Annotated in this window: 19 protein-coding genes; 13 read left to right on the top strand and 6 right to left on the bottom strand. The window is 74.6% G+C overall.

All coding sequences use genetic code 11. The features are described from left to right. Positions 1-307: 307 nt before the first annotated feature. From ACIF6L_RS24345 to ACIF6L_RS24330, 4 genes are all read right to left on the bottom strand, one after another. Positions 308-1,237 carry a helix-turn-helix domain-containing protein gene (locus ACIF6L_RS24345; protein WP_396486579.1) on the bottom strand — a complete coding sequence of 310 codons (930 nt, stop codon included), beginning with the start codon at positions 1,235-1,237 and terminating at the stop codon, positions 308-310. Between the two features lie 213 nt (positions 1,238-1,450). Beyond that, a complete protein-coding gene (locus ACIF6L_RS24340) occupies positions 1,451-2,449 on the bottom strand; it encodes an alpha/beta hydrolase (RefSeq protein ID WP_396486580.1) in 999 nt (332 codons plus the stop codon). Between the two features lie 290 nt (positions 2,450-2,739). Next, the gene (locus ACIF6L_RS24335; protein ID WP_396486581.1) at positions 2,740-3,717 is read right to left on the bottom strand and encodes a helix-turn-helix domain-containing protein; all 978 of its coding nucleotides are present in this window, start codon (positions 3,715-3,717) and stop codon (positions 2,740-2,742) included. Positions 3,718-4,114: 397 nt separating this feature from the next. After that, positions 4,115-4,936: an alpha/beta hydrolase gene (locus ACIF6L_RS24330; protein WP_359803957.1), complete on the bottom strand. Its 822-nt coding sequence runs from the start codon at positions 4,934-4,936 to the stop codon at positions 4,115-4,117. Between the two features lie 425 nt (positions 4,937-5,361). Here ACIF6L_RS24330 and ACIF6L_RS24325 point away from each other — a divergent pair, with 425 nt between their 5' ends. Next, on the top strand, positions 5,362-7,437 hold the full coding sequence (locus tag ACIF6L_RS24325) for a discoidin domain-containing protein (protein ID WP_396486582.1): 2,076 nt from the start codon (positions 5,362-5,364) through the stop codon (positions 7,435-7,437). A 66-nt stretch (positions 7,438-7,503) separates the two neighbouring features. On the opposite strand, the gene ACIF6L_RS24320 is transcribed toward ACIF6L_RS24325, so the two are convergent. Both ACIF6L_RS24320 and ACIF6L_RS24315 read right to left on the bottom strand, forming a co-directional pair. Continuing rightward, the gene (locus tag ACIF6L_RS24320) at positions 7,504-8,373 is read right to left on the bottom strand and encodes a helix-turn-helix domain-containing protein (RefSeq protein ID WP_329486337.1); all 870 of its coding nucleotides are present in this window, start codon (positions 8,371-8,373) and stop codon (positions 7,504-7,506) included. A gap of 396 nt (positions 8,374-8,769) precedes the next feature. Next, positions 8,770-9,474, bottom strand: coding sequence for a GyrI-like domain-containing protein (locus tag ACIF6L_RS24315; RefSeq protein ID WP_396486583.1), 705 nt, complete (start codon positions 9,472-9,474; stop codon positions 8,770-8,772). A 353-nt stretch (positions 9,475-9,827) separates the two neighbouring features. Here ACIF6L_RS24315 and ACIF6L_RS24310 point away from each other — a divergent pair, with 353 nt between their 5' ends. The 12 genes from ACIF6L_RS24310 to ACIF6L_RS24255 all read left to right on the top strand — a co-directional run bounded on the left by ACIF6L_RS24310 (position 9,828) and on the right by ACIF6L_RS24255 (position 22,874). Next, the gene (locus tag ACIF6L_RS24310) at positions 9,828-11,150 is read left to right on the top strand and encodes a TrpB-like pyridoxal phosphate-dependent enzyme (RefSeq protein ID WP_329486339.1); all 1,323 of its coding nucleotides are present in this window, start codon (positions 9,828-9,830) and stop codon (positions 11,148-11,150) included. 250 nt (positions 11,151-11,400) lie between these two features. After that, a complete protein-coding gene (locus tag ACIF6L_RS24305; protein ID WP_359803953.1) occupies positions 11,401-12,510 on the top strand; it encodes a 2-deoxy-scyllo-inosose synthase in 1,110 nt (369 codons plus the stop codon). 94 nt (positions 12,511-12,604) lie between these two features. Further along, positions 12,605-13,243, top strand: coding sequence for a methyltransferase domain-containing protein (locus ACIF6L_RS24300; RefSeq protein ID WP_329486341.1), 639 nt, complete (start codon positions 12,605-12,607; stop codon positions 13,241-13,243). Positions 13,244-13,374: 131 nt separating this feature from the next. Next, complete coding sequence (locus tag ACIF6L_RS24295; protein ID WP_329486342.1) at positions 13,375-14,211, top strand: sugar phosphate isomerase/epimerase family protein; 837 nt, start codon at positions 13,375-13,377, stop codon at positions 14,209-14,211. Positions 14,212-14,218: 7 nt separating this feature from the next. After that, positions 14,219-15,139, top strand: a complete 921-nt coding sequence (locus ACIF6L_RS24290) for a deoxyribonuclease (protein WP_329486343.1) — start codon at positions 14,219-14,221, stop codon at positions 15,137-15,139. Then, positions 15,084-16,331 carry a tyrosine decarboxylase MfnA gene (mfnA, locus tag ACIF6L_RS24285; protein WP_396486584.1) on the top strand — a complete coding sequence of 416 codons (1,248 nt, stop codon included), beginning with the start codon at positions 15,084-15,086 and terminating at the stop codon, positions 16,329-16,331. Before ACIF6L_RS24290 ends, mfnA begins: the two co-directional genes overlap by 56 nt. Further along, a complete protein-coding gene (locus tag ACIF6L_RS24280; RefSeq protein ID WP_396486585.1) occupies positions 16,328-17,785 on the top strand; it encodes a B12-binding domain-containing radical SAM protein in 1,458 nt (485 codons plus the stop codon). The genes mfnA and ACIF6L_RS24280 overlap by 4 nt, the downstream gene beginning before the upstream one ends. Next, positions 17,782-18,834, top strand: coding sequence for a zinc-binding dehydrogenase (locus ACIF6L_RS24275; RefSeq protein ID WP_396486586.1), 1,053 nt, complete (start codon positions 17,782-17,784; stop codon positions 18,832-18,834). The genes ACIF6L_RS24280 and ACIF6L_RS24275 overlap by 4 nt, the downstream gene beginning before the upstream one ends. After that, entirely contained in the window at positions 18,831-20,165 is a 1,335-nt protein-coding gene (locus tag ACIF6L_RS24270) for an AMP-binding protein (protein WP_359803950.1), read from the top strand. Before ACIF6L_RS24275 ends, ACIF6L_RS24270 begins: the two co-directional genes overlap by 4 nt. Next, positions 20,162-21,052: an NAD(P)-binding domain-containing protein gene (locus ACIF6L_RS24265; RefSeq protein WP_396486587.1), complete on the top strand. Its 891-nt coding sequence runs from the start codon at positions 20,162-20,164 to the stop codon at positions 21,050-21,052. The genes ACIF6L_RS24270 and ACIF6L_RS24265 overlap by 4 nt, the downstream gene beginning before the upstream one ends. Then, positions 21,049-22,188 (top strand): BtrH N-terminal domain-containing protein, encoded by a 1,140-nt coding sequence (locus ACIF6L_RS24260; RefSeq protein ID WP_359803948.1) that lies wholly within the window; start codon positions 21,049-21,051, stop codon positions 22,186-22,188. Before ACIF6L_RS24265 ends, ACIF6L_RS24260 begins: the two co-directional genes overlap by 4 nt. Then, the gene (locus tag ACIF6L_RS24255) at positions 22,185-22,874 is read left to right on the top strand and encodes a class I SAM-dependent methyltransferase (protein WP_396492572.1); all 690 of its coding nucleotides are present in this window, start codon (positions 22,185-22,187) and stop codon (positions 22,872-22,874) included. The genes ACIF6L_RS24260 and ACIF6L_RS24255 overlap by 4 nt, the downstream gene beginning before the upstream one ends. Position 22,875: the final 1 nt, after the last annotated feature.

Here is a 22,875-nt window from a genome sequence, read left to right as displayed (position 1 = left end):
CAGCTCCTCGGCTCCGCATGCCGTCCCTGTCGGCGGAACCGCCCGGCCGACAGGGCCACCGACGCTTCCACTCGGTACCTACGGCCCGGCCGGGGCGGGGGGGGGCCGGGGGGGGGGGGGGGGGGCTGGGGGGGGGGGGGGGGGGGGGGGCCCCCCCCCGGGGGGCCCCCCCGGGGGGGGGGGGGGGGGGGGGGGGGGGGGGGGGGGGGGGGGGGGGGGCCCCCCCCCCCCCCCCCACGCCGGGGAGCCGCTCACTCCGCCACCCCTCCGGACGCGTTGATCCCATCCGGCCCCCGGTCGACCGGGCTCAACCCGGGAGGGCCGGGTGGGTGGCGGGGTCGTGGGCGGTGGACTGCCAGGCGCGGGGGGTGAGGCCGTAGGTGGTGCGGAAGACGCGGCTGAAGTGGCTGGTGCTGACGAAGCCCCAGCGGCCGGCGACGGCGGCCACGGTGGCGGGGCGGGCCGACGGGCGGGCCAGGTCGCGGCGGCACATCTCCAGGCGGCGCCGCTGGATCCAGCGGCCCACGGTGACGCCCTCGTGCTGGAAGAGCTTGTGCAGGTAGCGCACCGAGAAGTGGTGGGCGGCCGCGATCCCCTCCGGGGAGAGCCCGGGGTCGGGGAGCCGGCGCAGGATGTACTCCTTCGTCCGGGCGATCGTGGCCAGGACCTCCTCGGGCACCGGTCCGGCCGCCCGCCGGCGGTGCTCGTGGGCGAGGACGGTGAGCAGGTCCAGTGCCGTGCCGGCGAGCCGGGCGGCCACCTGCGGGTCCGGTGCGACCCCGGGGCGGGCCAGCCGGTCCAGGTAGGCGGCCACCAGCGTGGCCGTCCCGGTGTCCGAGCGGAAGGCCGTGCCGGACAGCTCCCGCAGGTCCTCCTCGGCCACTCCGGCCGCTGCCCGGGGCCAGTGGAAGGCCGTGCCGGAGAAGGCCTCCGACACCTCCAGGACGACCGGGCGGCCGGTCCGGGCGACGGCAAACCCGCCCGGCCGCAGGGGCACCCCGTGACCGTCCAGGAGCAGCGCGGCCGTGCCGTGCCGCGGCAGCACCAGGGTGATGTGGTCGCCGCGGCCGCACAGCACCACGCTGCGGCCGTGCGCGGCCGGCCACGGACCGGCGACGATCGAGGAGACCCGCAGCGGGCCGAGCCGGTGGCCGGCGATGCTCGCGGCGAAGGGGACGTGGCCGGACGGGGCGTGGCCGGACGGGACGGGGACGGGGACGGGGGCGAGGACGGGCATCGGTACTCCTGCGACGGCCGCCGGGGTGGTCCCGGGCGGCCGGGTGCTGGCACGGGGTGAGGGAGGGGCGCGGGCGACGCGGCCCGCCCTCCCATCCCAGCCGGTCGGACGGCGGGTGACCAGGAAGAACAGCAGGAGGAACTGCGCGGTCGCCGGTGCCGCACGAGCCCTCGTCCTGCCCCGCACCGGCCCCGGCTACCAGCGGCGGCCGGCCTACCAGGAGTGGCGGTGCAGGGCGAGGTGGAGGGTGTCCACGGCCTGGATGAGGGCGGAGCGGGCCGAGCCGGTGCGGCAGTGCGAGTCGAGCAGGACGAAGCCGTGCACCACGCCCTGGTAGCGGGTGGCCACCACCGGCACCCCGGCCCGGCGCAGCCGGGCCGCGTAAGCCTCGCCCTCGTCCCGCAGCACGTCGGCCTCGGCGGTGATCACCAGCGCCGGTGGGAGCCCGGCGAGTTCCTCCAGTCCGGCGCGCAGCGGGGCCGCCAGGGACTGCGCCCGGCCGGCCGGGTCGGGCAGGTAGGCGTCCCAGAACCGGCGCATGTCCGCCCGGTGGAGGAAGTACCCGTCGGCGAAGGCACGGTAGGAGGGGGTGTCGAAGTCCGCGTCGGTCACCGGGCAGATCAGCACCTGGTGGAGCAGCTCGGGGCCGCCGCGCCGGCGCAGGAGCAGGGTGAGCGCCGCGACCAGGTTGGCGCCCGCGGAGTCGCCGGCGGCGGCGATCCGGCTCCCGTCCAGCCCGATCTCGTGGCCGTGCGCGGCGATCCAGCGGGCGACGGCGTAGCACTGCTCGACGGCGACCGGGAACCGCTCGGCGGGCGGGCGCCCGTAGTCGACGAGGACCACGGCGGCGTCCGCGCCCACGGCGAACTCCCGCAGCAGGTGGCGGTAGCTGTCGGCGTCGCCCAGCACCCAGCCGAGGCCGTGCAGGAAGAGGACCACCGGGGTCGGCCGGGCGGCGTCGACCGGGCGGATCACCTGGATCCGGACGTGACCGGCCGGTGTCGGCAGCGCCAGCCGGGTGGCGACGGTGTCCCGGTGGCCGTCCGACGGGTGGGGCCCGGCCAGGAAGGCGAGGTCGAGGGGCTCCGGCGCGCTCCCGCCGGGCGGCGCCGCCGTCCGAACGCGGCGGGCGTGGGCGCGGGCGGCCAGGAAGTCCTGGAGGCCGTCGTCCAGGATCGGGCCCGGCGCCTCGGGGGTGATGCTCTCGGACACTGGTGTGCTGCTCCTGGCGTAGCGGCCGGGTCGGGCCGGCTTCCGCGGGTGGGCGTGGCCCCGCCCGGGTGGTCGCGGGCTCGCCCGGCGCCGCGGGTCCGGGCACGGCGGCGAGCCGGGGGTACTGCCACCGTGCCCGGAGAGCGTGCCGGCCGGGGCCCGGGGCGCCCGGCCGGCACGTCGTCACCTTAGGGACCGGCCGGGCCCGGGACCGTACCCGGAGCGCACTGGAAGCCGCCGCTCCGTGCACGGCGGTCGGCCGGTCCCGCGCGCCGCTCCGTGCACGGCGGTCAGCCGGCCGTGCGCGCCTCCTCCGTACGCCGCGCCCGCCACTCGCGCGGGGACGTCCCGTACGCGGCCCGGAAGGCCCGGCTGAAGTGCGCGGGGTTGACGAACCCCCAGCGCTGGGCGACCGCCGAGACGGTCGGCGCGCTGCGGCTGCGCCGGCCGAGCTCCCGGGCGCACTCCTCCAGCCGGCGCCGCTGGATCAGCCGGCCCACCGTCACGCCTTCGTTCTCGAAGAGCCGGTGCAGGTAGCGCACCGAGATGCGGTGGGCGTCGGCGATGCCCTGCGGGGTCAGCCCCGGATCGCCGAGGTGGCGGTCGATGTGGGCGCGGACCAGCCGGACGAGGTGGGCGCCGGCCTCGTCGGGGCCGGCGGCCGGGCGCCCCGCCAGCTCGCCGACCAGGGTGAGGAACAGGTCGGCGACGCTGCCCGCCAGGAGGTCCCCGACGGCGGACGGGTAGCTGGGCGCGGCGTCGGCGAGGGTGTCGAGGAAGGGCAGCAGGACCGCCCCGAGGCTCTCCCGCGAGGTGACGGCCCGCCCGGTCACCCGGCGGATGTCGGCCTCCGGCACACCGAGCAGCCGGTGCGGCAGGTGGAACACGTGGGAGCGGAAGCGCTGCGGGTAGTCGACCGAGTAGGGGCGCGCGGTGTCGTACAGCACGAGGTCGCCGGGCGCGACCTCGGCCCGGCGGCCGTCCTGGCTCAGCACGGCGTGGCCGGACACCTGGACGCCCACCGCCACCTGGGCCTCCGCCCCGGCCGAGCGCGCGATCAGGCCCGGCGTCCGGCACAGCCGGGTGGCGTCCGCCTCCAGGGTGGACACCCGCAGGCTGCCCAGCCGGTGCGACTCCAGCCGGCCGTCGAACGGGCCGTCGGCGAGCGGCACCACCTCCACCGGCGCCAGGGCGTACGAGACCGCCCGGCCCCAGTGCCCCGCCTTCTCCCCGTCCGGCACCGCGGCGGTTGTGACCCGCAGGTTCACCTGGCTGCCCCTCTCTGTCGGCGTTCACGGCCGAAGCCCCGCACGACCAGCCTGCGGCAGGGAGCGGAAGAGTGCCTAGGTCATCTGACTGTCGTTCTGACGAGCCGGGCGACCGGGCGCGCTGGGGCACGGCTCCCCCGGGCCGGCGACCCTCCCGGCGGGGTCGGCCGTTCGTTCCGTCCGCGCCGGGGCGCGGCACCCGGCGGGCCTGGGTCGCCGGGCGGCGACCCGTCGCCGGGCAGGGTCAAGGCGAACCGGCCGTCAGCCGTGCTCGCGCCCGCCCGGCAACGCCCGCACGCCCCGGACCTGCGCCGATGGGCCGGTCCGGGGCGTGCGGGGGCCGCGGGGGTGGTGGGGTGGCCGCCGGGGCGGGCCACCCGCCGGATCAGGCGCCGGATCAGGCGCCGAGGAACTCCAGCAGGTCCTTGGTGAACGCGGCCTCGTAGGCCCCGACCAGGCCGTGCGGGGCGCCCGGGTAGACCTTGAGGACGCCCTGGGAGAGCAGCTCGACGCTCTTCTCGGCGGAGGCGGCGATCGGCACGATCTGGTCGTCGTCGCCGTGGGCGACCAGGACCGGGATGTCAATCTTCTTGAGGTCCTCGGTGAAGTCGGTCTCCGAGAACGCCTCGACGCAGTCGAGGGCGCCCTTGAGGCCGGCCTGCATGCCCTGCAGCCAGAACTCGCGGCGCTTGCCCTCGGAGACCTCGGCGCCCGGCCGGTTGAAGCCGAAGAAGGCCTCGCTGAGGTCGTAGTAGAACTGCGAGCGGTCGGCCGCGACGCCGGCCCGGATGCCGTCGAAGGCCTCGATCGGGGTGCCCTCGGGGTTGTCCTCGGTGCGCAGCATCAGCGGCGGCACGGCGCCGAGCAGGACGGCCTTGCGCACCCGGTCGCTGCCGTGCCGGCCGAGGTAGCGGGCGACCTCGCCGCCGCCGGTGGAGTGGCCGACCAGGACGGCCTCGGTGAGGTCGAGCCGCTCCATCAGCTCGGCCAGGTCGTCCGCGTACCGGTCCATGTGGTTGCCGTCCCAGGTCTGCTCGGACCGGCCGTGCCCGCGCCGGTCGTGGGCGACGACCCGGTAGCCGGCCTCGGCGACGGCGACGGCGAGGCCGTCCCAGGCGTCGGCGTTCAGCGGCCAGCCGTGCGAGAGGACGACGGGGCGACCGGTACCCCAGTCCTTGTAGAACTTCTGCGAGCCGTCGGAGAGCGTGATGGTGGGCATGAGGCGCCTTTCGGAAGGGGTGTCACGGCCGGGCCGGAGAGCCGGGCCGGAGAGCCCGGGCCGGGGGCGGCCACGGGGTGGGCCCGGCCTCCGTGCGGAACACCGGGAACGCTAGGGCACCGGCGGGCCGGGCGGTGCTCCCTGCCTGCACAACCCTTGCCCACGCGCGCACCGCCCCTCCTTCGGACCACCCGGCCGCCCGGCCGGTCTCCGCATACCGGACAGTCAACTACCGCATCGAACACGGCCTTTCACGTCAACGGACCATCTGTCCAGGGCTATTGACTAAGAATCCAACAGTGGCGATTCTCATCGCACCGAGTACGCGGGACATGACAGTCGCCCGGCGCGAAACAATCAAACACCCCGCGCCGGCGGGTCGTTCCTCCCCGTCGTCCCTGCATCGACGACACGAATGGTGACCGATGAAACCCCCACAGCCCCACCCTCATCCGCACCGCAGGCGCAGAATCGTCACGGCCCTGGCCTCGCTCCTCACCCTCTTCTCCCTGCTGTTCGCGGCCCCCGCGCCGGGGGCCTCGGGCGGGACGGGCTGGTGGAACCCGGTCGCCCGGCCCGCGCCGGACTCGCAGATCGGCGTCACCGGTGAGCCGTTCCGCGGGACCGACGCCCAGGGCAAGGTCCGCGGCTTCGTCGACGCGCACGACCACCTGATGTCCAACGAGGCCTTCGGCGGCCGTCTCCTGTGCGGGAAGACGTTCTCCGAGGCCGGGATCGCGGACGCGCTCAAGGACTGTCCCGAGCACTACCCCGACGGCTCGCTGGCGGTCTTCGACATGATCACCAAGGGTGGCGACGGCAAGCACGACCCGGTCGGCTGGCCCACCTTCAAGGACTGGCCGGCCCACGACTCGCTGACCCACGAGCAGAACTACTACGCCTGGGTCGAGCGGGCCTGGCGCGGCGGCCAGCGGGTGCTGGTCGACGACCTGGTCACCAACGGGGTGATCTGCTCGGTCTACTTCTTCAAGGACCGCGGCTGCGACGAGATGGACTCCATCCGCCTCCAGGCGCAGAAGACGTACGACCTGCAGGCCTACATCGACCGGATGTACGGCGGGACGGGCAAGGGCTGGTTCCGGATCGTCACCGACAGCGCGCAGGCCCGCCAGGTCGTCGCGCAGGGCAAGCTCGCCGTCGTGCTCGGCGTGGAGACCTCCGAGCCGTTCGGCTGCAAGCAGATCCTGGACGTCGCCCAGTGCGGCAAGGCCGACATCGACCGCGGCCTGGACGAGCTGTACGGCCTGGGCGTGCGCAGCATGTTCCTGTGCCACAAGTTCGACAACGCGCTGTGCGGGGTCCGCTTCGACGAGGGCGCCCTCGGCACGGCGATCAACGCCGGCCAGTTCCTGTCCACCGGCACCTTCTGGACCACCGAGCAGTGCGCCGGGCCGCAGCACGACAACCCCATCGGCCTCGCCGCGGCACCGGAGGCCGAGAAGCTGCTGCCGCCGGGGGTGACCGTGCCGGCGTACGCGGCGGGCGCCCAGTGCAACTCCCGCGGCCTCACCGACCTCGGTGAGTACGCCGTGCGCGGGATGATGCAGCGCAAGATGATGCTGGAAGTCGACCACATGAGCGTCAAGGCGGCCGACCGCGCCTTCGACATCCTGGAGTCCGCGTCCTACCCGGGCGTGATCTCCTCGCACAGCTGGATGGACCTCGACTGGACCGAGCGCGTCTACAAGCTCGGCGGCTTCGTCGCCCAGTACATGAACGGCGCCGAGGCGTTCAGCGCGGAGGCGAAGCGCACCGACGCACTGCGCGACAAGTACGGGGTGGGCTACGGCTACGGCACCGACATGAACGGCCTCGGCGGCTGGCCCGCGCCGCCCGGCGCGAACGCCCCGCACCCGGTCCAGTACCCGTTCCGCACCACCGACGGCGGCTCGCTCGTCGACCGGCAGACCACCGGCGAGCGGACCTGGGACTACAACACGGACGGCGCCGCGCACTACGGCCTCGTGCCGGACTGGCTGGAGGAGATCCGGCTGGTCGGCGGGCAGGGCGTGGTGGACGACCTGTTCCGGGGCGCCGAGTCCTACCTGACCACCTGGGGCAGCACCGAACAGCACCGGGCCGGCACCAACCTGGCCGCCGGCGCCCCGGCCACGGCCGCGTCCACCGAATGGAACCCGTTCGTCAGCTACGCGGCAGGCCGGGCCGTGGACGGCGACGGCGGCACCCGCTGGGCCAGCGACTGGAACGACGACCAGTGGCTGCGGCTCGACCTCGGGTCCACCACCCTGGTCGGGCGCGTCACGCTGGACTGGGAACGCGCCTACGGGAAGGCGTACCGCATCGAGGTGTCCACCGACGGGGCCACCTGGAAGTCGGTGTGGTCCACCACCACGGGGGCGGGCGGGCTGGAGACCGCGCGGTTCACCGGCGTCCCGGCCCGGTACGTCCGCGTCCACGGGGTCCAGCGCGGCACCAGCTGGGGCTACTCGCTCCACGAGGTCGGGGTCTACAGCACCTGACGGGCGGCGCGGACACGGCTTCGCGGCCCCGGGCGACCGTCCGGGGCCGCGGGGCGTGCGCGGCGCTCAGTTCCGGCGGGTGTGCGGCATCAGGTAGACGTCCACCGCGACCTGGCGCTCGGGGTGCGCCGAGGGGAACGAGGAGAACTCCAGGTAGTACGGCAGCGGCGGGCGCTCGGTGCGCTGCATCCCCTTGGTGGCGGCGCTGACCGCCAGGTGCATGTAGGTGAACGGGATCAGCTCAGGCGGTCCGACGTGACGCATCGCCAATCCTGTTGAAGCCGGAACGACTTGGACGCCCATCCCGTCCCTGGTCTGCGGGTCGAAGCGGTCCGAGACCGGGACGCAGATGTCGTGCCGGGTCCGGGCGCCGATGAAGAAGTCCGGGTCGTCGTAGGAGACGCCCAACGCCTTGGAGCGGGCCGGGCAGTGGCCGTGGGTGGTGAGCCAGCCGCGCAGCCGCTCCCAGGCGGTGTCGGCGCTGTCGATCGGTCCGAGGTGGGAGTAGAACGCGACCCGGCGCTGCGGGATCGCGGCCGGCCGGATGTCCGAACCGGCCGCACCGGCGGTCGGCCAGGCGGTGTTCTGCGGGTTGGTGCGCAGGTCGGTGGGACATATCCCGTACGCGGACCGGAACGCGCGGGTGAAGGCCGCGTGCGAGTTGTAGCCGGCGCTGACCGCGATGTCGATGATCGTGCGGTCCCCGTAGACCAGCCGGTAGGCCGCCAGGGAGAGCCGGAGCCTGCGGACGTAGCGGTGGATCGGCTCGCCGACCTGGTGCCGGAAGACCCGGCGCAGGTAGTCGGGCGAGGTGTTGGTGGCCATCGCCAGCTCCTCCAGCGAGACGGCGGCCTCACCGTCCCTGACCTGGGCCACGATGTGGGGGATGGCCCGGCGCAGACGCTCGTCGTGGCTGCTCAGCGTGTCGATCTTCATAGCAGACTGAAGCCCTCCGCTTCTCGGGTCCCTCGGGCGGGGTCCGACGGGCGACCGGAGCCGAGCCCGGGCCTGTTGGAGCCGACGCCTGACCGACCGATGGCATGACAATCGATCGCACCTCAATGCCTACCTGCGCGGTCACCCCCCGTGCGCGCCAGGGTCAGACGTCCAGATCCACCTCGCCCCGTGGCATGTCCGATGGACGGACGCCGCCCTGACAGCGGCTCCCGGGGACGGGCGAAGACGGGCCCCGACGGGCACCTGGCCCTGACGGGGATTCTCACGATGCTAGGGGGGGCGTCCATGGCTGTCCAGCGGGCCGCAGCCGGTGCACGGAGGTGCGCCACGGCGGCCACGGGAGGTCAGGGGTCCGTACCCGGGTGTGCCGACGCCTCAGGACACCGGCTGGCGCAGGATGGTACGGCGGCGCTCGGGGGCCGTCCTGGTCGGGTCCGAGAGGTAGATCTCGTGGTGCCGGCCGGCCTCGCGCAGCCCCTCGGTGTGCAGGTAGTCGTGCAGCAGCTTCACCGTCCGCGGCTCGGTCTCGTACGGGCCCTGGTGCAGCACCTGGACGCAGCGGCCCTCGGTGAAGGACTCCCGGCGCAGCCGGCCGACCGCCTCGGCCCCGGCCTTCCCTTCCGCCTTCCCTTCCGCCTTGGCCTCCACCTTGGCCTCCGCCTTGGCGAGCGCGGCCGCGAGTTGCGCGTCGGTGTAGGGGACGGGCTGGCGGATCAGCAGGGTCCACCGCCAGCCGGCCCGGGCGCCGGGGCCGTAGGAGTCGGCGGAGACGGCGTCGAAGTGCGGGTCGTCGCTGTGCCAGAGCCCTTCCAGCGGCATCACCGCGTAGTCCGTCCCGGTGTCGGCCCGGACGGCGAACTTCAGGGCGTAGGAGACCGCGTACAGCGCGGCGATGGCGGGCCCGAACTCGGGGCTCTGCTGCGGGTCGCCGGTCCCGTCGAGGGCCAGGAAGGCGAACTCGGGGACGTCGAGCGGTTGCGGGACGGCCTTCGCGCGGTACAGCTCGCCGCCCAGCTTGCGGTGGTCGGTCTTCTCGGCCTTCTGCTCGGTCTTCTTCTCGGCCTTGCCGGTGGTACCCATGGTGCACAACTCCCGTACGACTGCGGATCGGGGCGCCCGGGGCGCCGGTGGAACAGGGCGACCGGTGGCCCCCGCAGGGGCGAACGAGACGGCGCGACGACGGTCACCGCGCGTCCGGTCGCACGGTCCGGGCCGCCGCCCCGCCGTCGGTCCGGGCTCCTGACCCGGGCTTCACCCAGGAGCGGGCCGGTCCGGGACCGCTTTTCCACCGTTGCGGTCAAGTACTCCCCCGGCAACCGATCCAAAGCTTGACTGAGCCGGTCAACAACGCTCCTACCGCTTCTCACCCGGTCGTTTCGCTGCGAGAACTGACGTGCGCGGTTCCCCCATCCGGATGACGAGAGGGATGCATCGTGACTCCAGCCGCCCAGTGGACCCCCGTGCCGGTGCCGGCCGCAGCGGACCCCCATGAGGTCCCGTCGCACTGGTTCAACCTCGTCCCCAGCCTGCCCGGCCCCGTCCCGCCGCCCCGCGAGCCCGAGGGCGCCGAGCACGACGCCTGGGGCTCCCGGCTCGCCCTGCAGCAGCGGATCCGGCTCGACGCCGTCCGCGCCCAGGACGGTGCCACCGAACCCTTCCTGGCCATCCCGGAGCGGGTGCGCGAGGAGCTGGCGTCGATCGGACGCCCCACCCCGCTGCTGCGGGCCCGGGCCCTGGAGCGCTACCTGGAGACCCCGGCCCGGATCTACCTCAAGCGCGAGGACGTGCTGCCCACCGGCAGCTTCAAGCTCAACTCGGCCATCGCCCAGGCCCACTACGCGGCCGAGCAGGGCGTCGACACGCTGGTCACCGAGACCGGCGCCGGCCAGTGGGGCCACGCGGTGGCCTGGGCCGCCCGCCGCTTCGGCCTCAGGGCCGTCATCTACTGGGCCGGCGTCTCGGCCCGCCAGAAGCCCGGCCGCCGGGCGCTGATCGAGATGCTCGGCGCCGAGGTGCACGCCTCCCCCAGCGAGCGGACGCCGGTCGGCAAGGCGCTGCTGCGCGACGGCCGGCACCTGCTGGGCTCGCTCGGCACCGCGATCGGCGAGGCGATCAGCCACGCCGCGCTGCACCCGGAGACCCGCTACATCTCCGGCAGCAACCTGGCCCACGTATTGATCCACCAGACCGTCATCGGCCAGGAGACCAAGGCCCAGCTGGCCGCCCTCGGCGAGCGGCCGGACGCGCTGGTGGCCTGCGTCGGCGGCGGCAGCAACCTGGGCGGCTTCATGGGCCCCTACCTCGCCGAGAAGGCGGAGCGCGGCGACGACCTGCTGCTGCTCGGCGCGGAGTCCGCGAGCGCCCCCCGGCTGACCCGGGGCACGCTGCGCTACGACCACGCCGACCCGGAGGGCGTCACCCCGCTCGGCAAGTCGTACACCCTCGGCCGGGACTACGAGCTGCCGGAGACCCACGTCGGCGGTCTGCGCCAGCACAGCGGCTCGCCGCTGATCGGCGTGCTGCGCGGCGAGGGGCTGCTGGACGCGGTCGCGTACGAGGAGACGGACGTCTTCGAGACCGGGCGGCTGGTGCTCTCCACCGAGGGAATGCTGATCGCGCCGGAGTCCTGCCACGCCCTGCGCGCGGCCGTGGACCGGGCCGTCCTGGCCCGCGAGACCGGGCGGGCCGAGGTGATCGTCGCCTGCGTCAGCGGCAACGGGCTGCTCGACCTCGACGGCTACCTCGCGCACCGCTGACCACCGGCGCCCCGCGCCCACCACAGGCACCCGTCACCGGGCCCTCCGCCGGGCCCCGCACCACCGCCCGCGCACGCCGGGAGCGTGCCACCGCGTACCCGGGGCCGCGCGCACCACCGGGGGCACCACCCCCGCGCACGACCGAGGTCACGGCACCACCCGCACCGGCACCGCCCGGGCGAGGCGCACGCGCCCCAGGACCACCCGTTCCGACACCACCCGTTCCGACACCCTGCACGAAAGGACCGACGTGTCCGACGGAACCATCATCGAGCTGTCCAGCGGGACCAGCCCAAGCTGCCCGTACTATCTCGGCGAGTCCATCGGCGACCGGCTGCCCGAGTACCTCGGCCGGCACGCCTTCGACGAGTTCTACCTGGTCACCAGCCAGCCGCTGTACGAGCTGTTCGGCCGGGACCTCGCCAACCGGCTCGGCCGGGCCGGCGTCGCCGTCAACCTGATCACCGTGGCCGAGGGCGAGGGCGTCAAGGGCTGGCCCGAGCTCACCGCCCTCTGCGAACGGCTGGTGGCCGCCGGGGCCACCAAGGACTCGATCGTCGGCGCGCTCGGCGGCGGCATGATCAGCAACCTGGCCGGACTGGCCGCCGCCATGGTCTACCGGGGCCTGCGCTTCGTCGAGATCCCGACCACCATGCTGAACCTCACCGACGGCACCCTCAGCAACAAGCAGGCGATCAACGGCGCCCTCGGCAAGAACCAGTTCGGCGTCTACCACGCGCCGCTGTTCATCTGGGCCGACGTGGCGATGCTGCGCAGCGAGCCGGAGCGCCAGCACCGCAGCGCGCTGGTGGAGGCGCTGAAGAACGGCCTGGTCAACGACGCCGCGTGGGTCGACCGGATGGAGGGCCTGCTGACCGGCGGTGTGGCGGGCATCCGGGACGACCTGCTCGGGGTCTGCCACGAGGTGGTCCGCAGCAAGCTGGGCATCCTGGCGCAGGACCCGGGCGAGCGCGGCGCCGGCATCATCCTGGAGTACGGCCACACCGTGGGGCACGCCGTGGAGTTCCTCTCCGGGGGCGCGCTGCTGCACGGCGAGGCGGTCGGCATCGGGATGTGCGCCGCGGCCCGGCTGGGCATCCGGCTCGGGATCACCGCCCCGGAGGTGCTGGCGCGCCAGGAGCACCTGCTGGGCACCCTGATCGGCAGTCCGACCACGGTGCCCCGGGAGTTCACCCCGGAGCGGATCGTCGAGGTCATCCTCAGCGACAACAAGCGCCGGGCGGGCAGCGCGGTGCGGTTCGTGCTGGTGCCCGAGATCGGCCGGGTGCACATCGTCGACGGCGACCACGAGACGCCGGTGCCCGAGCCGCTGCTGAAGAGCGTCCTCGCCGAGGCCTGACCGCCCCCGTACGCGCCCGGGCACCGCGCGCACACCCCCGACCGCCGGCCCAGCAGGGCCGGACGGCCCGTTCGGCCTCCCGAAGGAGTCATCCATGAACGACGCGCATTCGCCGGAGATCGCCGAGACGGTCTACCGGCTCGACGGCCCGCTGCGCTGGGCGCTCGGCGAGGTGCAGGACCTGCTGCGCTCCGTCGGCGCCGCGCCCGGCCAGCAGGTGGTCGACGTCGGCGCGGGCACCGGCTACGCGGCCGTGCCCGCCGCCCGGCTGGTCGGGCCGGAGGGCTCGGTGCACTGCGTCGACGGCAGCCCGGAGCTGCTGGAGGTGCTCGCCGGCCGGGCCGCCCGCGAGGGCGTGGCCGACCGGGTGACCCGCACCGTGAGCCCGGTGGTCCCGCTGCCCGTCGCCGACGCCGCCGCCGACCTGGTGATCTCCACCTACGTCCTGCACGAGCTGGCCGACGACGCGCCCGCCGCGATCGCCGAGATGTACCGGGTGCTGCGCCCCGGCGGGCGGGTGGCGCTGGCGGACTACCGCAAGACCGCCGACAAGGAGCGCAACCGGGAGATCGAGGCCTGGTACGCCCGCCAGCCCGACGGCGCCGGTCCCGAGGAGGTGCACCTGCGCTTCACCCTCAACGAGTTGGAGGAGATGCTGCGCGCCGCCGGCTTCCAGCGGATCGAGCTGCGCACCTGGCACGACTTCCACGTGCACGCCACCGCGGAGAAGTGACCGGCCCCCGCGCACCGGAGCCCCGGCGCGGCACGCACCGACGCGGCCGCGCACCAGCACCCGGCGACCGGCCGGTCAGGACCCGCCGGTCACCGTCGTCACCACCGTCACCAGCCAGAAGGAGAACTGTCGTGGTCAAGCTTGCCTACAACGCCAACGGCCTGCGGACGATCTCGGTGGAGCGGGCGATCGAGGCGGTCGCCGACGCCGGCTACGAGGGGATCGAACTCTCGCTCCACCCGGCCCACCTGGACCCGTTCGCCTTCGGCCCCGCCGAGGCCGCGCCGATCCGCAAGGCCCTGGAGCGCACCGGCCTGACGGCCTGCTGCCTGGCCGCGGGCGCCGACAACCTGCTCGGTGAGGAGCGCTTCGAGCCCTCGCTGATCCACCCCACCGCCGAGGGCCGGGCCCGCCGCGTCGACCTCGTCCTGCGGTCGGTCCGGATCGCCGACGAACTCGGCATCCCCTACGTCAACTTCGCCACCGGCAAGCGCAAGCCCGAGGTGGCCGAGGAGCAGGCCCGGCAGTGGCTGGACGAGGGCGTCCGGCAGGTGCTGGACGGCCCGGGCACCGCGGTGCTGGCGATGGAGCCCGAGCCGGAGTTCTTCCTGGAGAGCAACGACGGGGTCGCCCGGCTGGCCGACGCGCTGGCCTCGGACCGCTTCGCGCTCGCCCAGGACCTCGGCCACTGCCGGGTCGTGGAGGAGGACTACCTCGCCTCGGTGGAGCGGAACCTGCCCTATACGAAGATCATCCAGGTCGAGGACATCAAGGGCCGGGTGCACCACCACGAGATCCCCGGAGACGGCGACATCGACTTCGCCGGCTTCTTCTCGGTGCTGGGGCGCGGCGGCTACGACGGCTACGTCAGCGTAGAGCTGTACAACCACGCCGACCGCTACGAGCACGCGCTGCGCCGCAGCCGCGAGGTGCTGACCGCCGCGATCGCCGCCGCCGCGCAGGGCTGAGCCCGTCGTGCCCGCCGACCGCCCCGGCCCGCCGCCGCCCCCGCCGCCGCTGGCCCCCCGGGCCCTGCACGGGACCGGACTGACGCCGCTGTTCGACCACCACATCCACACCGACCTGCGCAACGCGGACGACTACGAGCTGATGGCCGTCAGCGGGGTGCTCACCGCGCTCGCCCCGTGCTCCGCCTCGCTGGAGGCCCGGGACTCCGGCAGCGCCTTCGCCGCCCGCTTCGAGCGGCTCGCCGGAGCCGAGACCGCCCGGGCCGCCGCGTACGGGATCGACCTGCACGTGGCGCTCGCGGTGCACGCGGCCGACATGGCGGGGCTGCGCGGCGCGCTGGCCGGGATCGAGGTGCTGGAGCGGTACCTGGACCACCCGAGGGTCCGGGCGCTGGGCGAGGTGTCGCTGCGCGGCGGCGGCCCGGACGAGGTCGAGGTGCTGGAGCGGCAGCTGAAGCTGGCGTCGGCGCGCGCGCTGCCGGTACTGGTCGAGTCGCCGCCCGCGCTGCCGGCCTTCCGGGAGATGCTGGCGCCGCTGGCGGGCGCGGTGGAACGGGCCGGCATCGACCCAGCCACGATCGCCCTGCTCGACCTGGACGAGCAGCGGATCGACCTGCTGGCCGAACACCCGGCGCTGCGCGGGCTCGGCGGGTACGGGATCGCCGTCGCCCCGCGCCAGGACGCGCTGTTCCAGGTCCGCGAGAAGCAGTCGCACCGCGAGGTGCTCGGCCTGCTGGACCGGTTCGGCCCGGAGCGGCTGATGCTCAACACCGGCCTGCACTTCGGCTCGGCCGACCCGCTGGGTCTGGCCAGGACGGTGCACCGGCTCCGACTCCATGGTGTCCCCGAGCAGATCGTGAGGGCTCTCGCTCATGGCAACGCTGCCCAGTTCTTCGCCGTCCCCCACCGGGTCCCCGCCGCCGGGTGAGCCGGCCGGCGCCCGCCCGCACGGGCTGCCCGACCGGGGCGTCCCCGTCGAGCGGGTGCTGGCCGAGCTGGCCGGGCTCTGCGCGGACGACCACGACTACCGGGACGGCACCGTCTTCAACTCGATCTGCTCGACGCCGCTGCCGGTGGCCGAGCAGGTGTTCGCCGCCCACCAGCAGTCCAACATGGGCGACAACCGGATCTTCCCCTCGCTGCCCCGCGCCGAGGCCGAGGTGACGGCCATGCTGGCCGACCTGATGGACGGCCCCGGGGCCGCCGGGGTGGCCACCTCGGGCGGCACCGAGGCCAACCTGCTGGCGGTGCTCGCCGCGCTCCGGCACCACCGGGCCCGCTTCGGGGCCGGTGCGCCGGCCCGGGTCCTGATGGGCGACAGCGCGCACTTCTCCTTCGACAAGATCGCCGCGCTGCTGGCGGTCGAGGTGGTCCGCGTCCCCTCCGACGAACGGCTGCGGGTCGACACCGGGCGGCTGCTGCCGCTGGTGACCCCGGAGACCGCGCTGGTGGTGGCCACCGCCGGCAGCTCCGAGTCCGGCGCCGTGGACGACGTGCCGGCGATCGCCGCGCACGCCTCGGCGCTCGGCGTACCGGTGCACGTGGACGCCGCCACCGGCGGGTTCCTGGTGCCGTTCGCCCGCGAGCTGGGCGACGACCTGCCGGCGATCGGCTTCGGCGTCGACGGCGTCAGCTCCATCACCCTGGACCCGCACAAGTACGGCGGCGCGCCGATCCCCGCGGGCCACGTGCTCTTCCGCGACCCCGGGGCGCCGGACGCGCTGCGCACCTCCTCGCACTACCGGGGCACCCTCGACCACCACGCCCTGCTCGGCACCCGGCCCGGCGGCGCCCTGCTGGCCACCTGGGCGGCGCTGCGCGCCCAGGGCCGCAGCGGCTACCGGGCCTCGGTCGCCGGGCTCTGGGATCGCCGGGCGCTGCTGGTGCGGCTGCTCACCGAGGCCGGTTTCGAGGTCGCCCCGCGGCCCGAGCTCACCGTGGTGACGGTCCGCCACCCGAGCCCGGAGAAGCTGGTCGACGCGCTGGAGGAGCGCGGCCTGATCGCCTCGGTGGCCCGCCGGCTGGGCCTGCTGCGGCTGGTCGTGCACTGGCACCAGAGCGAGCGGCAGCTGCGCGGCCTGGTCGCCGCGCTGGCCGAGGTCGACGGGGGCCGGCCGTGAAGATCCTCTTCGTCTCGATCAACAAGCTGAAGTCCTTCCGGCCGGTCCTGCCGATCGGCATGGTCACCATCGCCACCCAGGCGCGGGCGGCCGGGTACCAGGTCGAGACGCTGGACCTGATGTGGGAGGAGGAGGACGAGCCGGTCGTCCGGGCCGCGGTCCGCGCCTTCAAGCCCGACGTGGTGGGGATCTCGATCCGCAACGTCGACTCGCAGAGCATGCTGGAGCCGGTCGTCTACACCCCGCTCGCCCGCGAGGTGGCCGACTGGTCGCGCGACGAACTGCCCGGCGTCACCGTGCTGCTGGGCGGTCCGGGGTTCTCCACCGTCCCCGAGGACCTGATGGACTTCGTCCGGGCCGACTACGGGATCACCGGTTTCGCCGAGGAGTCCGTCCAGCCGCTGCTGGACCACCTGGCCCGGGGCGAGGAACCGCTGGACGTGCCCGGGGTGATCAGCCCGCGCGAGGGCGGCGGCTACCACCGGCGCGACGCCGTCTTCCGGATCGACTACCGCAAGGCGGCCCGCCCCGACCCGGCCCTGTACGACCAGCGCTACTTCAGCTACTCGTACGAGACCCACGACCGCAGCCTCAAGGTGCCGGCGACCATCCAGACCAAGAAGGGCTGCGTGCTGGAGTGCGTCTTCTGCAGCAACTTCCTGGTGGACGGCACCGGCGTGAAGTTCGACGAGGTCTCCCGGGTGGCCGACGAGGTGGAACGGCTGCGCGACGAGGGCCTGGAGGTCCTGGAGATCGTCGACGGGGTCTTCAACCTGCCGCTCAACTACTCGCTGGAGGTGCTGCGGGAGTTCGTCCGCCGGGGCATCGAGATGCCGTGGTCCTGCATGGTCAACCCGGGCAACGTGACCTCCGAACTGGTCGACCTGATGGTCCGCACCGGCTGCTACTACGTCGAGTTCGGCACCGACTCGGCCTGTGACCGGATCCTGCGCGGGCTGAAGAAGAACTTCCGCCAGCGCCAGATCATCGAGTCGCACCGCAAGTTCGTCGAGGCCGGCATCCGGGTCGAGCACTGCCTGTTCATCGGCAGCCCCGGCGACGACCGGGACTCGGTCCGCGAGACCTTCGACGTGATGGAGCAGCTCGTGCCGCCCGCCACGCCCGACGTGCACGCCTTCTGGACGCTCGGCCTGCGGGTCTGCCGGGGCACCGCCCTGCACACCACCGCCGTCGCCGAAGGCATGATCACCGGAACGGAGCGATTCATCGTGCCCAAGTACTACTGCTCCCGCGCGGTCATCGAGGACGCCACCGTCCTCGACGAGATCCAGGCGCGGGTGCTCGCCAACGACAACTGGTACCTGTGGTGGGGGCTCAACTCGATCAGCCTGCGCGAGCGCATCACCATGGCCCGCGCGGAGAGCGAGCGGATCGAGGCCGAGCTGAACGACCACCTGCCGCCGCTCCCGGCGGCCGGGGACGGTGCCCGGTGAGCGCCGGGGCGGACCTGCGGCTGACCGGCCCCGGCCGGCTCACCGTCGACGAGGCGAAGCCGCCGACCGCGCCGCTCGGCCCGGACGAGGTCCTGGTCGAAGTCGACCGGGTCACCCTGTGCGGCAGCGACCAGGCGCTGTACGACGGCGCCTACGGCGGCCCGAGCAGCTACCCGCTGCGCTTCGGCCACGAGTGGTCCGGCCTGGTGGTCGACACCGGGAGCAACGGCCGCGCGCTACTGGGCCGGTGGGTCACCGGCGACTGCTCGCGCTGGTGCGGGGACTGCCCGCGCTGCGGCACCGACCGCAACGTCTGCACCCGGATCGAGAAGTTCGGCCTCACCGTCGACGGCTTCTCGACCCGGCTGCGGACCGTGGACCGCCGCTACCTCTACCCCGACACGCACGGCCTGGGCCCCGGCCTGCTGGCGCTCTCCGAGTTCTTCGCCGTCGCCGCCCAGGGCCTGCAGCGGATCGACCCGCGCCCCGACGAGCGGATCCTGGTGATCGGCGCCGGCGCCCTCGGCCTGGCGAGCTACCTGCTGCTCACCGGGGCGTACGGGGTGGGCGGGGTGGAGCTGCTGGAGGCGGACCCGGTGAAGGCCGCCGCCGTCACCGCGCTGCTGCCGAGCGCCCGGGTCCGCACCGCCGCGCCCGAGCCCGACGCCGCCGCGCGGTCCGCCGGCGGGTACGCCGCCCTGACCGCCGCCGCCCGGTACGACCTGACCGTGGACTGCTCCAGCGGCGCCGACGGCCTCGCCACCGCGCTGGCCTGCGCCGTCCCCCGCGGCCGGGTGCTCTGCTTCGGGCTGCGCCGCAGCGCCGCGCTCCGCACCGATCTGCTGGTGGCCAACGCACTGACCCTGGTCGGCTCGATCGGCGGCACCGGCGGCTTCCACCGCGCCCAGGAGTTCCTGGCCGGCCACCGCGAGGAGGCCGGGCTGCTGGTCACCCACCGCCTGCCGGCCGAACGGGCGGCGGAGGCCTTCACGCTCGACCCCCGTACCCGGATCAAGACCCAGCTGATGTTTGGAGAGGATGCCCGGTGACCACCGCCGACCGCCCCCCGCACCTGCGCTATCCGGAGATCCGGGAGGCCGCGCTGGCCGACCTGGCCGCGTTCGAGAAGCTCAGCCCCGACCAGGTGCCCGACCACCAGTTCGCGCTGCTGCGCCGCCAGTTGGACCACGCCTTCGCCAACTCGCCGTTCTACCGGGAGCGCTGGGCCGGGCGGCACGGCTCTCTGCGGCCCACCAGTGCCGAGGAGCTGCGGACCCTGCCCTTCACCACCAAGGCCGAGCTGCGCGGCGCCTACCCGTTCGGCCTGCTGGCCGTCGGCCGGGAGGAGCTGATCCGCTACGGCGAGTCCACCGGCACCACCGGCAGCCCCACCTCCTCGATGATCACCTACGAGGACTGGATCCGCGGCAACGTCGCGGTCGAGCAGTCCGTCGGCCACGTGCTCGGCCCCGGCGACCTCGTCTTCATCGCCATCCCCTACGAACTCGCCTTCGCCTCCTACGACCTGGACCGGGCGCTGGAGCAGAACGGCGCGGCCGTGGTGCCGGTCGGCACGCTCAGCCTGGTCTGCCCGTTCGAGCGGATGGTCGAGATGATGTGGACCGTCCGCCCGACCGCCCTGGTCTGCACGCCCAGCCGGGCGCTGCGCCTCTACGACATGCTGAAGGACACCGGACGCGACCCGGCCGAGATCGGGCTGAAGACCTTCCTCTACGTCGGCGAGACCTGCTCCCCCGCCAAGCTGGAGAAGATCGCCGCGCTCTGGGGCGTCCGGCTCTCCAACGCCTACGGCTCCACCGAGACCAACTCGCTCGGCCTGGTCTGCGAGCGGGGCAGCCTGCACCTCACCGAGGACCGGCACCTGTTCGAGGTGATCGACCCGGAGACCACCGACCCCGTCCCCGACGGCACCGCCGGCGAACTGGTCATCACCGCCCTGGCCGGCCGGGCCATGCCACTGCTGCGCTACCGCAGCGGCGACTTCGTCACCGTCTCCGCCGAGCCCTGCGCCTGCGGCAGCCCGCGCCGGGTGCTCTCGCACCACGGCCGGGTCAGCGAGCAGCTGACCGTCGGCGGGCAGCGGATCAACAAGCTGGCGCTGGAGCAGACCGTGCTCGCCACCGAGGGCGCCGGCCTCTACTGGGCGGCCGGCGTCTCCGGGGACCACCTGGAGATCCGGGTCGAGGCCGAGGTCGAGGACCCGGCGGCGCTCTGCGCGGCCGTCGCCGAGCGGGTCACCGCGGAGTTCGCGGTGCCCGCCTCGGTCGCCCCGATCGACCGCGCCCAGGTGCGGCGGGCGATGGACCGGATGCTCAAGCCCGGCAGCCTCACCATCGAGGACCTGGAGGCGGTCTCATGACCCTCGGCCTGCGCCCGGGCAACCCCGCCGAACCCCGGCACAACGACCCCGGCACGATCGCCGTGGTCGGCCTCGGCCGGCTCGGCTCGGTGCTGGCCGACCGGCTGGCCGAGCGCTTCCCGGTGCTGCTCAACGACAGCGACCCCGCGGTCGCCCGGCGGGTCGCCGCCGAGCTGTCGCTGCCCGACATGGACCAGCGCGAGATCCTCTCCGCCGCCGACACCGTGCTGCTCTGCGTCCCGCCGCAGGAGACCGCGGCCGCGCTGCGCCGGCTCGCCGCGCTGACCGAACAGGTCGGCCGCCGGGCGCTGTTCGTCAACATGGCGACCAGCGTGCCCACCGAGGACCTGCCGGACCTCGGCGTGGAGGTGGTCGGCCTCAAGCCGGTCTGCCAGTTCACCGCCGTGGCCCTCGGCCTCAAGACCGTCCTGGTCACCTCCGCACCGCGCCGGATCGGCCTGCTGCGGACCCTCGCCGCCGACCTCGGCGAGGTGGTGCTCGGACCGGAGGCGTGCGTCGGCCCGGCCAACCGCGCCGCCACCAAGGCCGCCCTGCGCGCCTGCGCCGAACTGGCCGCCGAACTGACCGGCCGCGGCCTGCCCACCGACATCGTGCGGGCGGCGATCCGCAACGTCTTCGTCGGGACGGCGCTGGACTACCCGCCCTCGGACGCCAACCCCTACACCCGCTCGGTGCTGGAGGAGATCGCCGGCGAGGCCGCCGAGGCCGGCGGCGCCGCGTCGCCCGCCGCCGACCGGGCACCGGCCGGGCCGCGGGCCGCCGTCCGGCCACCGACCGTCCTGCCGCCCACCGACCTCGTCCCGCCGGACGCGCTCGGCTGGGCCGCCTGGGCCGAGCGCCCCGTCACCCCGGGAGGACCCGCATGACCACCACCCCGCCGGACGTCCCGCACGGCGGCGCGCACTGCGAGACCGCGTCGATGCGCAAGCAACTGGCCGCGCACGACCTGCCGATCAGCGAGGCGATGCTGTTCGGCGTGGCCGGCGGCATCAACTTCATGCACATGCCCGCCCCGCCCGGCGGACGCGGCTTCACCGGCGGCCGCAACGGCCCGTTCCCCGAGTTCACCCGGCGGATGGCGGCCGGCGTCGGCCTCGACCTGGAGGTCGCCGTCACCGACGACCCCGAGCGCGCCTGGGGCGACCTGCTGGCCGAACTCGACCTCGGCCGCCCGGCGGTGGTCTACGCGGACCTCTTCCACCTGCCGTACTTCCAGGCCACCCGGCACTTCGGCGGCCACGCGATCGTCGTCGTCGGCCACGACCGGGACAACGACACCGTCACCGTCTCGGACCGCCCGGCCCGCGCGCAGACCCTGACCACGGCCGAACTCGCCACCGCCCGGGCCTCCGGCCACCAGCCCTTCCCGCCCCGGCACGCCCTGCTGCGCGCCGACTGGAAGGCCGCCCGGTACCCCACCGAGGACGACATCCGCCAGGGCATCCGCTGGTCCTGCCGCGCGATGCTGCACCCGCCCGTGCCCAGCTTCGGGCTGCGCGGCCTCGACTCCTACGGCGCCGGTCTGCGGCACCTGCTGCTCAGCGACACCCCCGCCGCCGCCGTGGTGGACGAGCTCGCGGGCGCCTACGTCGACTTCGAACTGGCCGGCACCGGGGGGAACGCCTTCCGCAACCTGTTCCGGACCTTCCTGACCGAAGCCGCCGAGCTCACCGGGGACCACCGGCTGGCCGACGCCGCCCTGCTCTGCGCCGACAGCGCCGGGCGCTGGGAGCGGGTGATCGCCCTGCTGCTGCCCGACTGGACGCCCGCGTTCACCGAACTCGGCGCCGCCTACCGGGCACGGGAGGCCGAGCTGCTGGACGGCGGCGCCGCCGCCCTCGCCCGGGCCGCCCTGCTCGGCGAGCGGCTGCCCGACCTGCGGGCCGCCGCGGCCGCCGGGCTCGCCCCGGTGCGCGAGCGCCTCGCCGGGGAGCTGCGGGCGGCCCTGGCCTCCGTCGCCGAGACCGAGCGGGAGCTGTTCGCCCTGCTGAGGGAGGTGTGAGCGGGGTGTCCACCGGCCTGCTGCCGGCCGTCCGGACGCCGACCCGCCACCGGCTCTCCGACGAGGCCGACCGCCTGGCGTACGACCGGTACGTGGCCGCCCGCAACCAGTACAAGGAGGAGTTCCTCGACCTGCTGGAGAGCGCCTGCACGGACGGCCCGGTGCTGGAGGTCGGCCCCGGTTACGGCGGGTTCGCCGCCCTGCTGCTGGCCCGCCGCCCGGTCGACCTGCGGGTGCTCTGCACCGACCCGGGCGCCGTCGCCCCGCTGCGCGAGCGGCTCGGCGCGGCGGTGCCGGTCGACCACTGGCCGGCCGGCGCCCCGCTGCCGGCCCCCCTCGCCGGGCGCCACCCGCTGGTCTACAGCGTGCACGCGCTCGGGGAGTGCACCGACCCCACCGCCCTGCTCCGCGGGGCGGCGCGGGCCCTGGCCCCCGGCGGCCGGCTGCTGGTCAACGACCTGCGCCGGGACCCGGATCCGTTCATCCTCGAATACACCCTGCGCGAGATGGCCGCCGACGACTCGCCCGACGGCCAGTACCGCTTGCGCACCTACCTGGACTCCCTGCGCGGCGCCTGGACCGGCGCCGAACTGCGTCAACTGCTCGACGCCGCGGGGATGGCCGACTGGGCGGTCGGCCCGGACGGCCCGATGGCACTCACCGTCGAGCACCACCGCGCCACCTGAC

Source organism: Kitasatospora sp. NPDC086009, assembly GCF_044540385.1.
In the GTDB taxonomy this organism is placed as follows: domain Bacteria; phylum Actinomycetota; class Actinomycetes; order Streptomycetales; family Streptomycetaceae; genus Kitasatospora.
The sequence above is the reverse complement of the archived record's forward strand: the minus strand, read 5'-3'. Positions and strand labels throughout refer to the sequence as shown.

Bases quoted from the DNA above. Each gene is read 5' to 3' on its own strand.
- ACIF6L_RS24330 (WP_359803957.1), bottom strand. From the start codon at position 4,936: ATGCCCACCATCACGCTCTCCGACGGCTCGCAGAAGTTCTACAAGGAC.
- ACIF6L_RS24300 (WP_329486341.1), top strand. From the start codon at position 12,605: ATGAACGACGCGCATTCGCCGGAGATCGCCGAGACGGTCTACCGGCTC.
- ACIF6L_RS24260 (WP_359803948.1), top strand. From the start codon at position 21,049: ATGACCACCACCCCGCCGGACGTCCCGCACGGCGGCGCGCACTGCGAG.
- ACIF6L_RS24345 (WP_396486579.1), bottom strand. From the start codon at position 1,237: ATGCCCGTCCTCGCCCCCGTCCCCGTCCCCGTCCCGTCCGGCCACGCC.
- ACIF6L_RS24315 (WP_396486583.1), bottom strand. From the start codon at position 9,474: ATGGGTACCACCGGCAAGGCCGAGAAGAAGACCGAGCAGAAGGCCGAG.
- ACIF6L_RS24325 (WP_396486582.1), top strand. From the start codon at position 5,362: ATGAAACCCCCACAGCCCCACCCTCATCCGCACCGCAGGCGCAGAATC.
- mfnA (WP_396486584.1), top strand. From the start codon at position 15,084: ATGGCAACGCTGCCCAGTTCTTCGCCGTCCCCCACCGGGTCCCCGCCG.
- ACIF6L_RS24320 (WP_329486337.1), bottom strand. From the start codon at position 8,373: ATGAAGATCGACACGCTGAGCAGCCACGACGAGCGTCTGCGCCGGGCC.
- ACIF6L_RS24265 (WP_396486587.1), top strand. From the start codon at position 20,162: ATGACCCTCGGCCTGCGCCCGGGCAACCCCGCCGAACCCCGGCACAAC.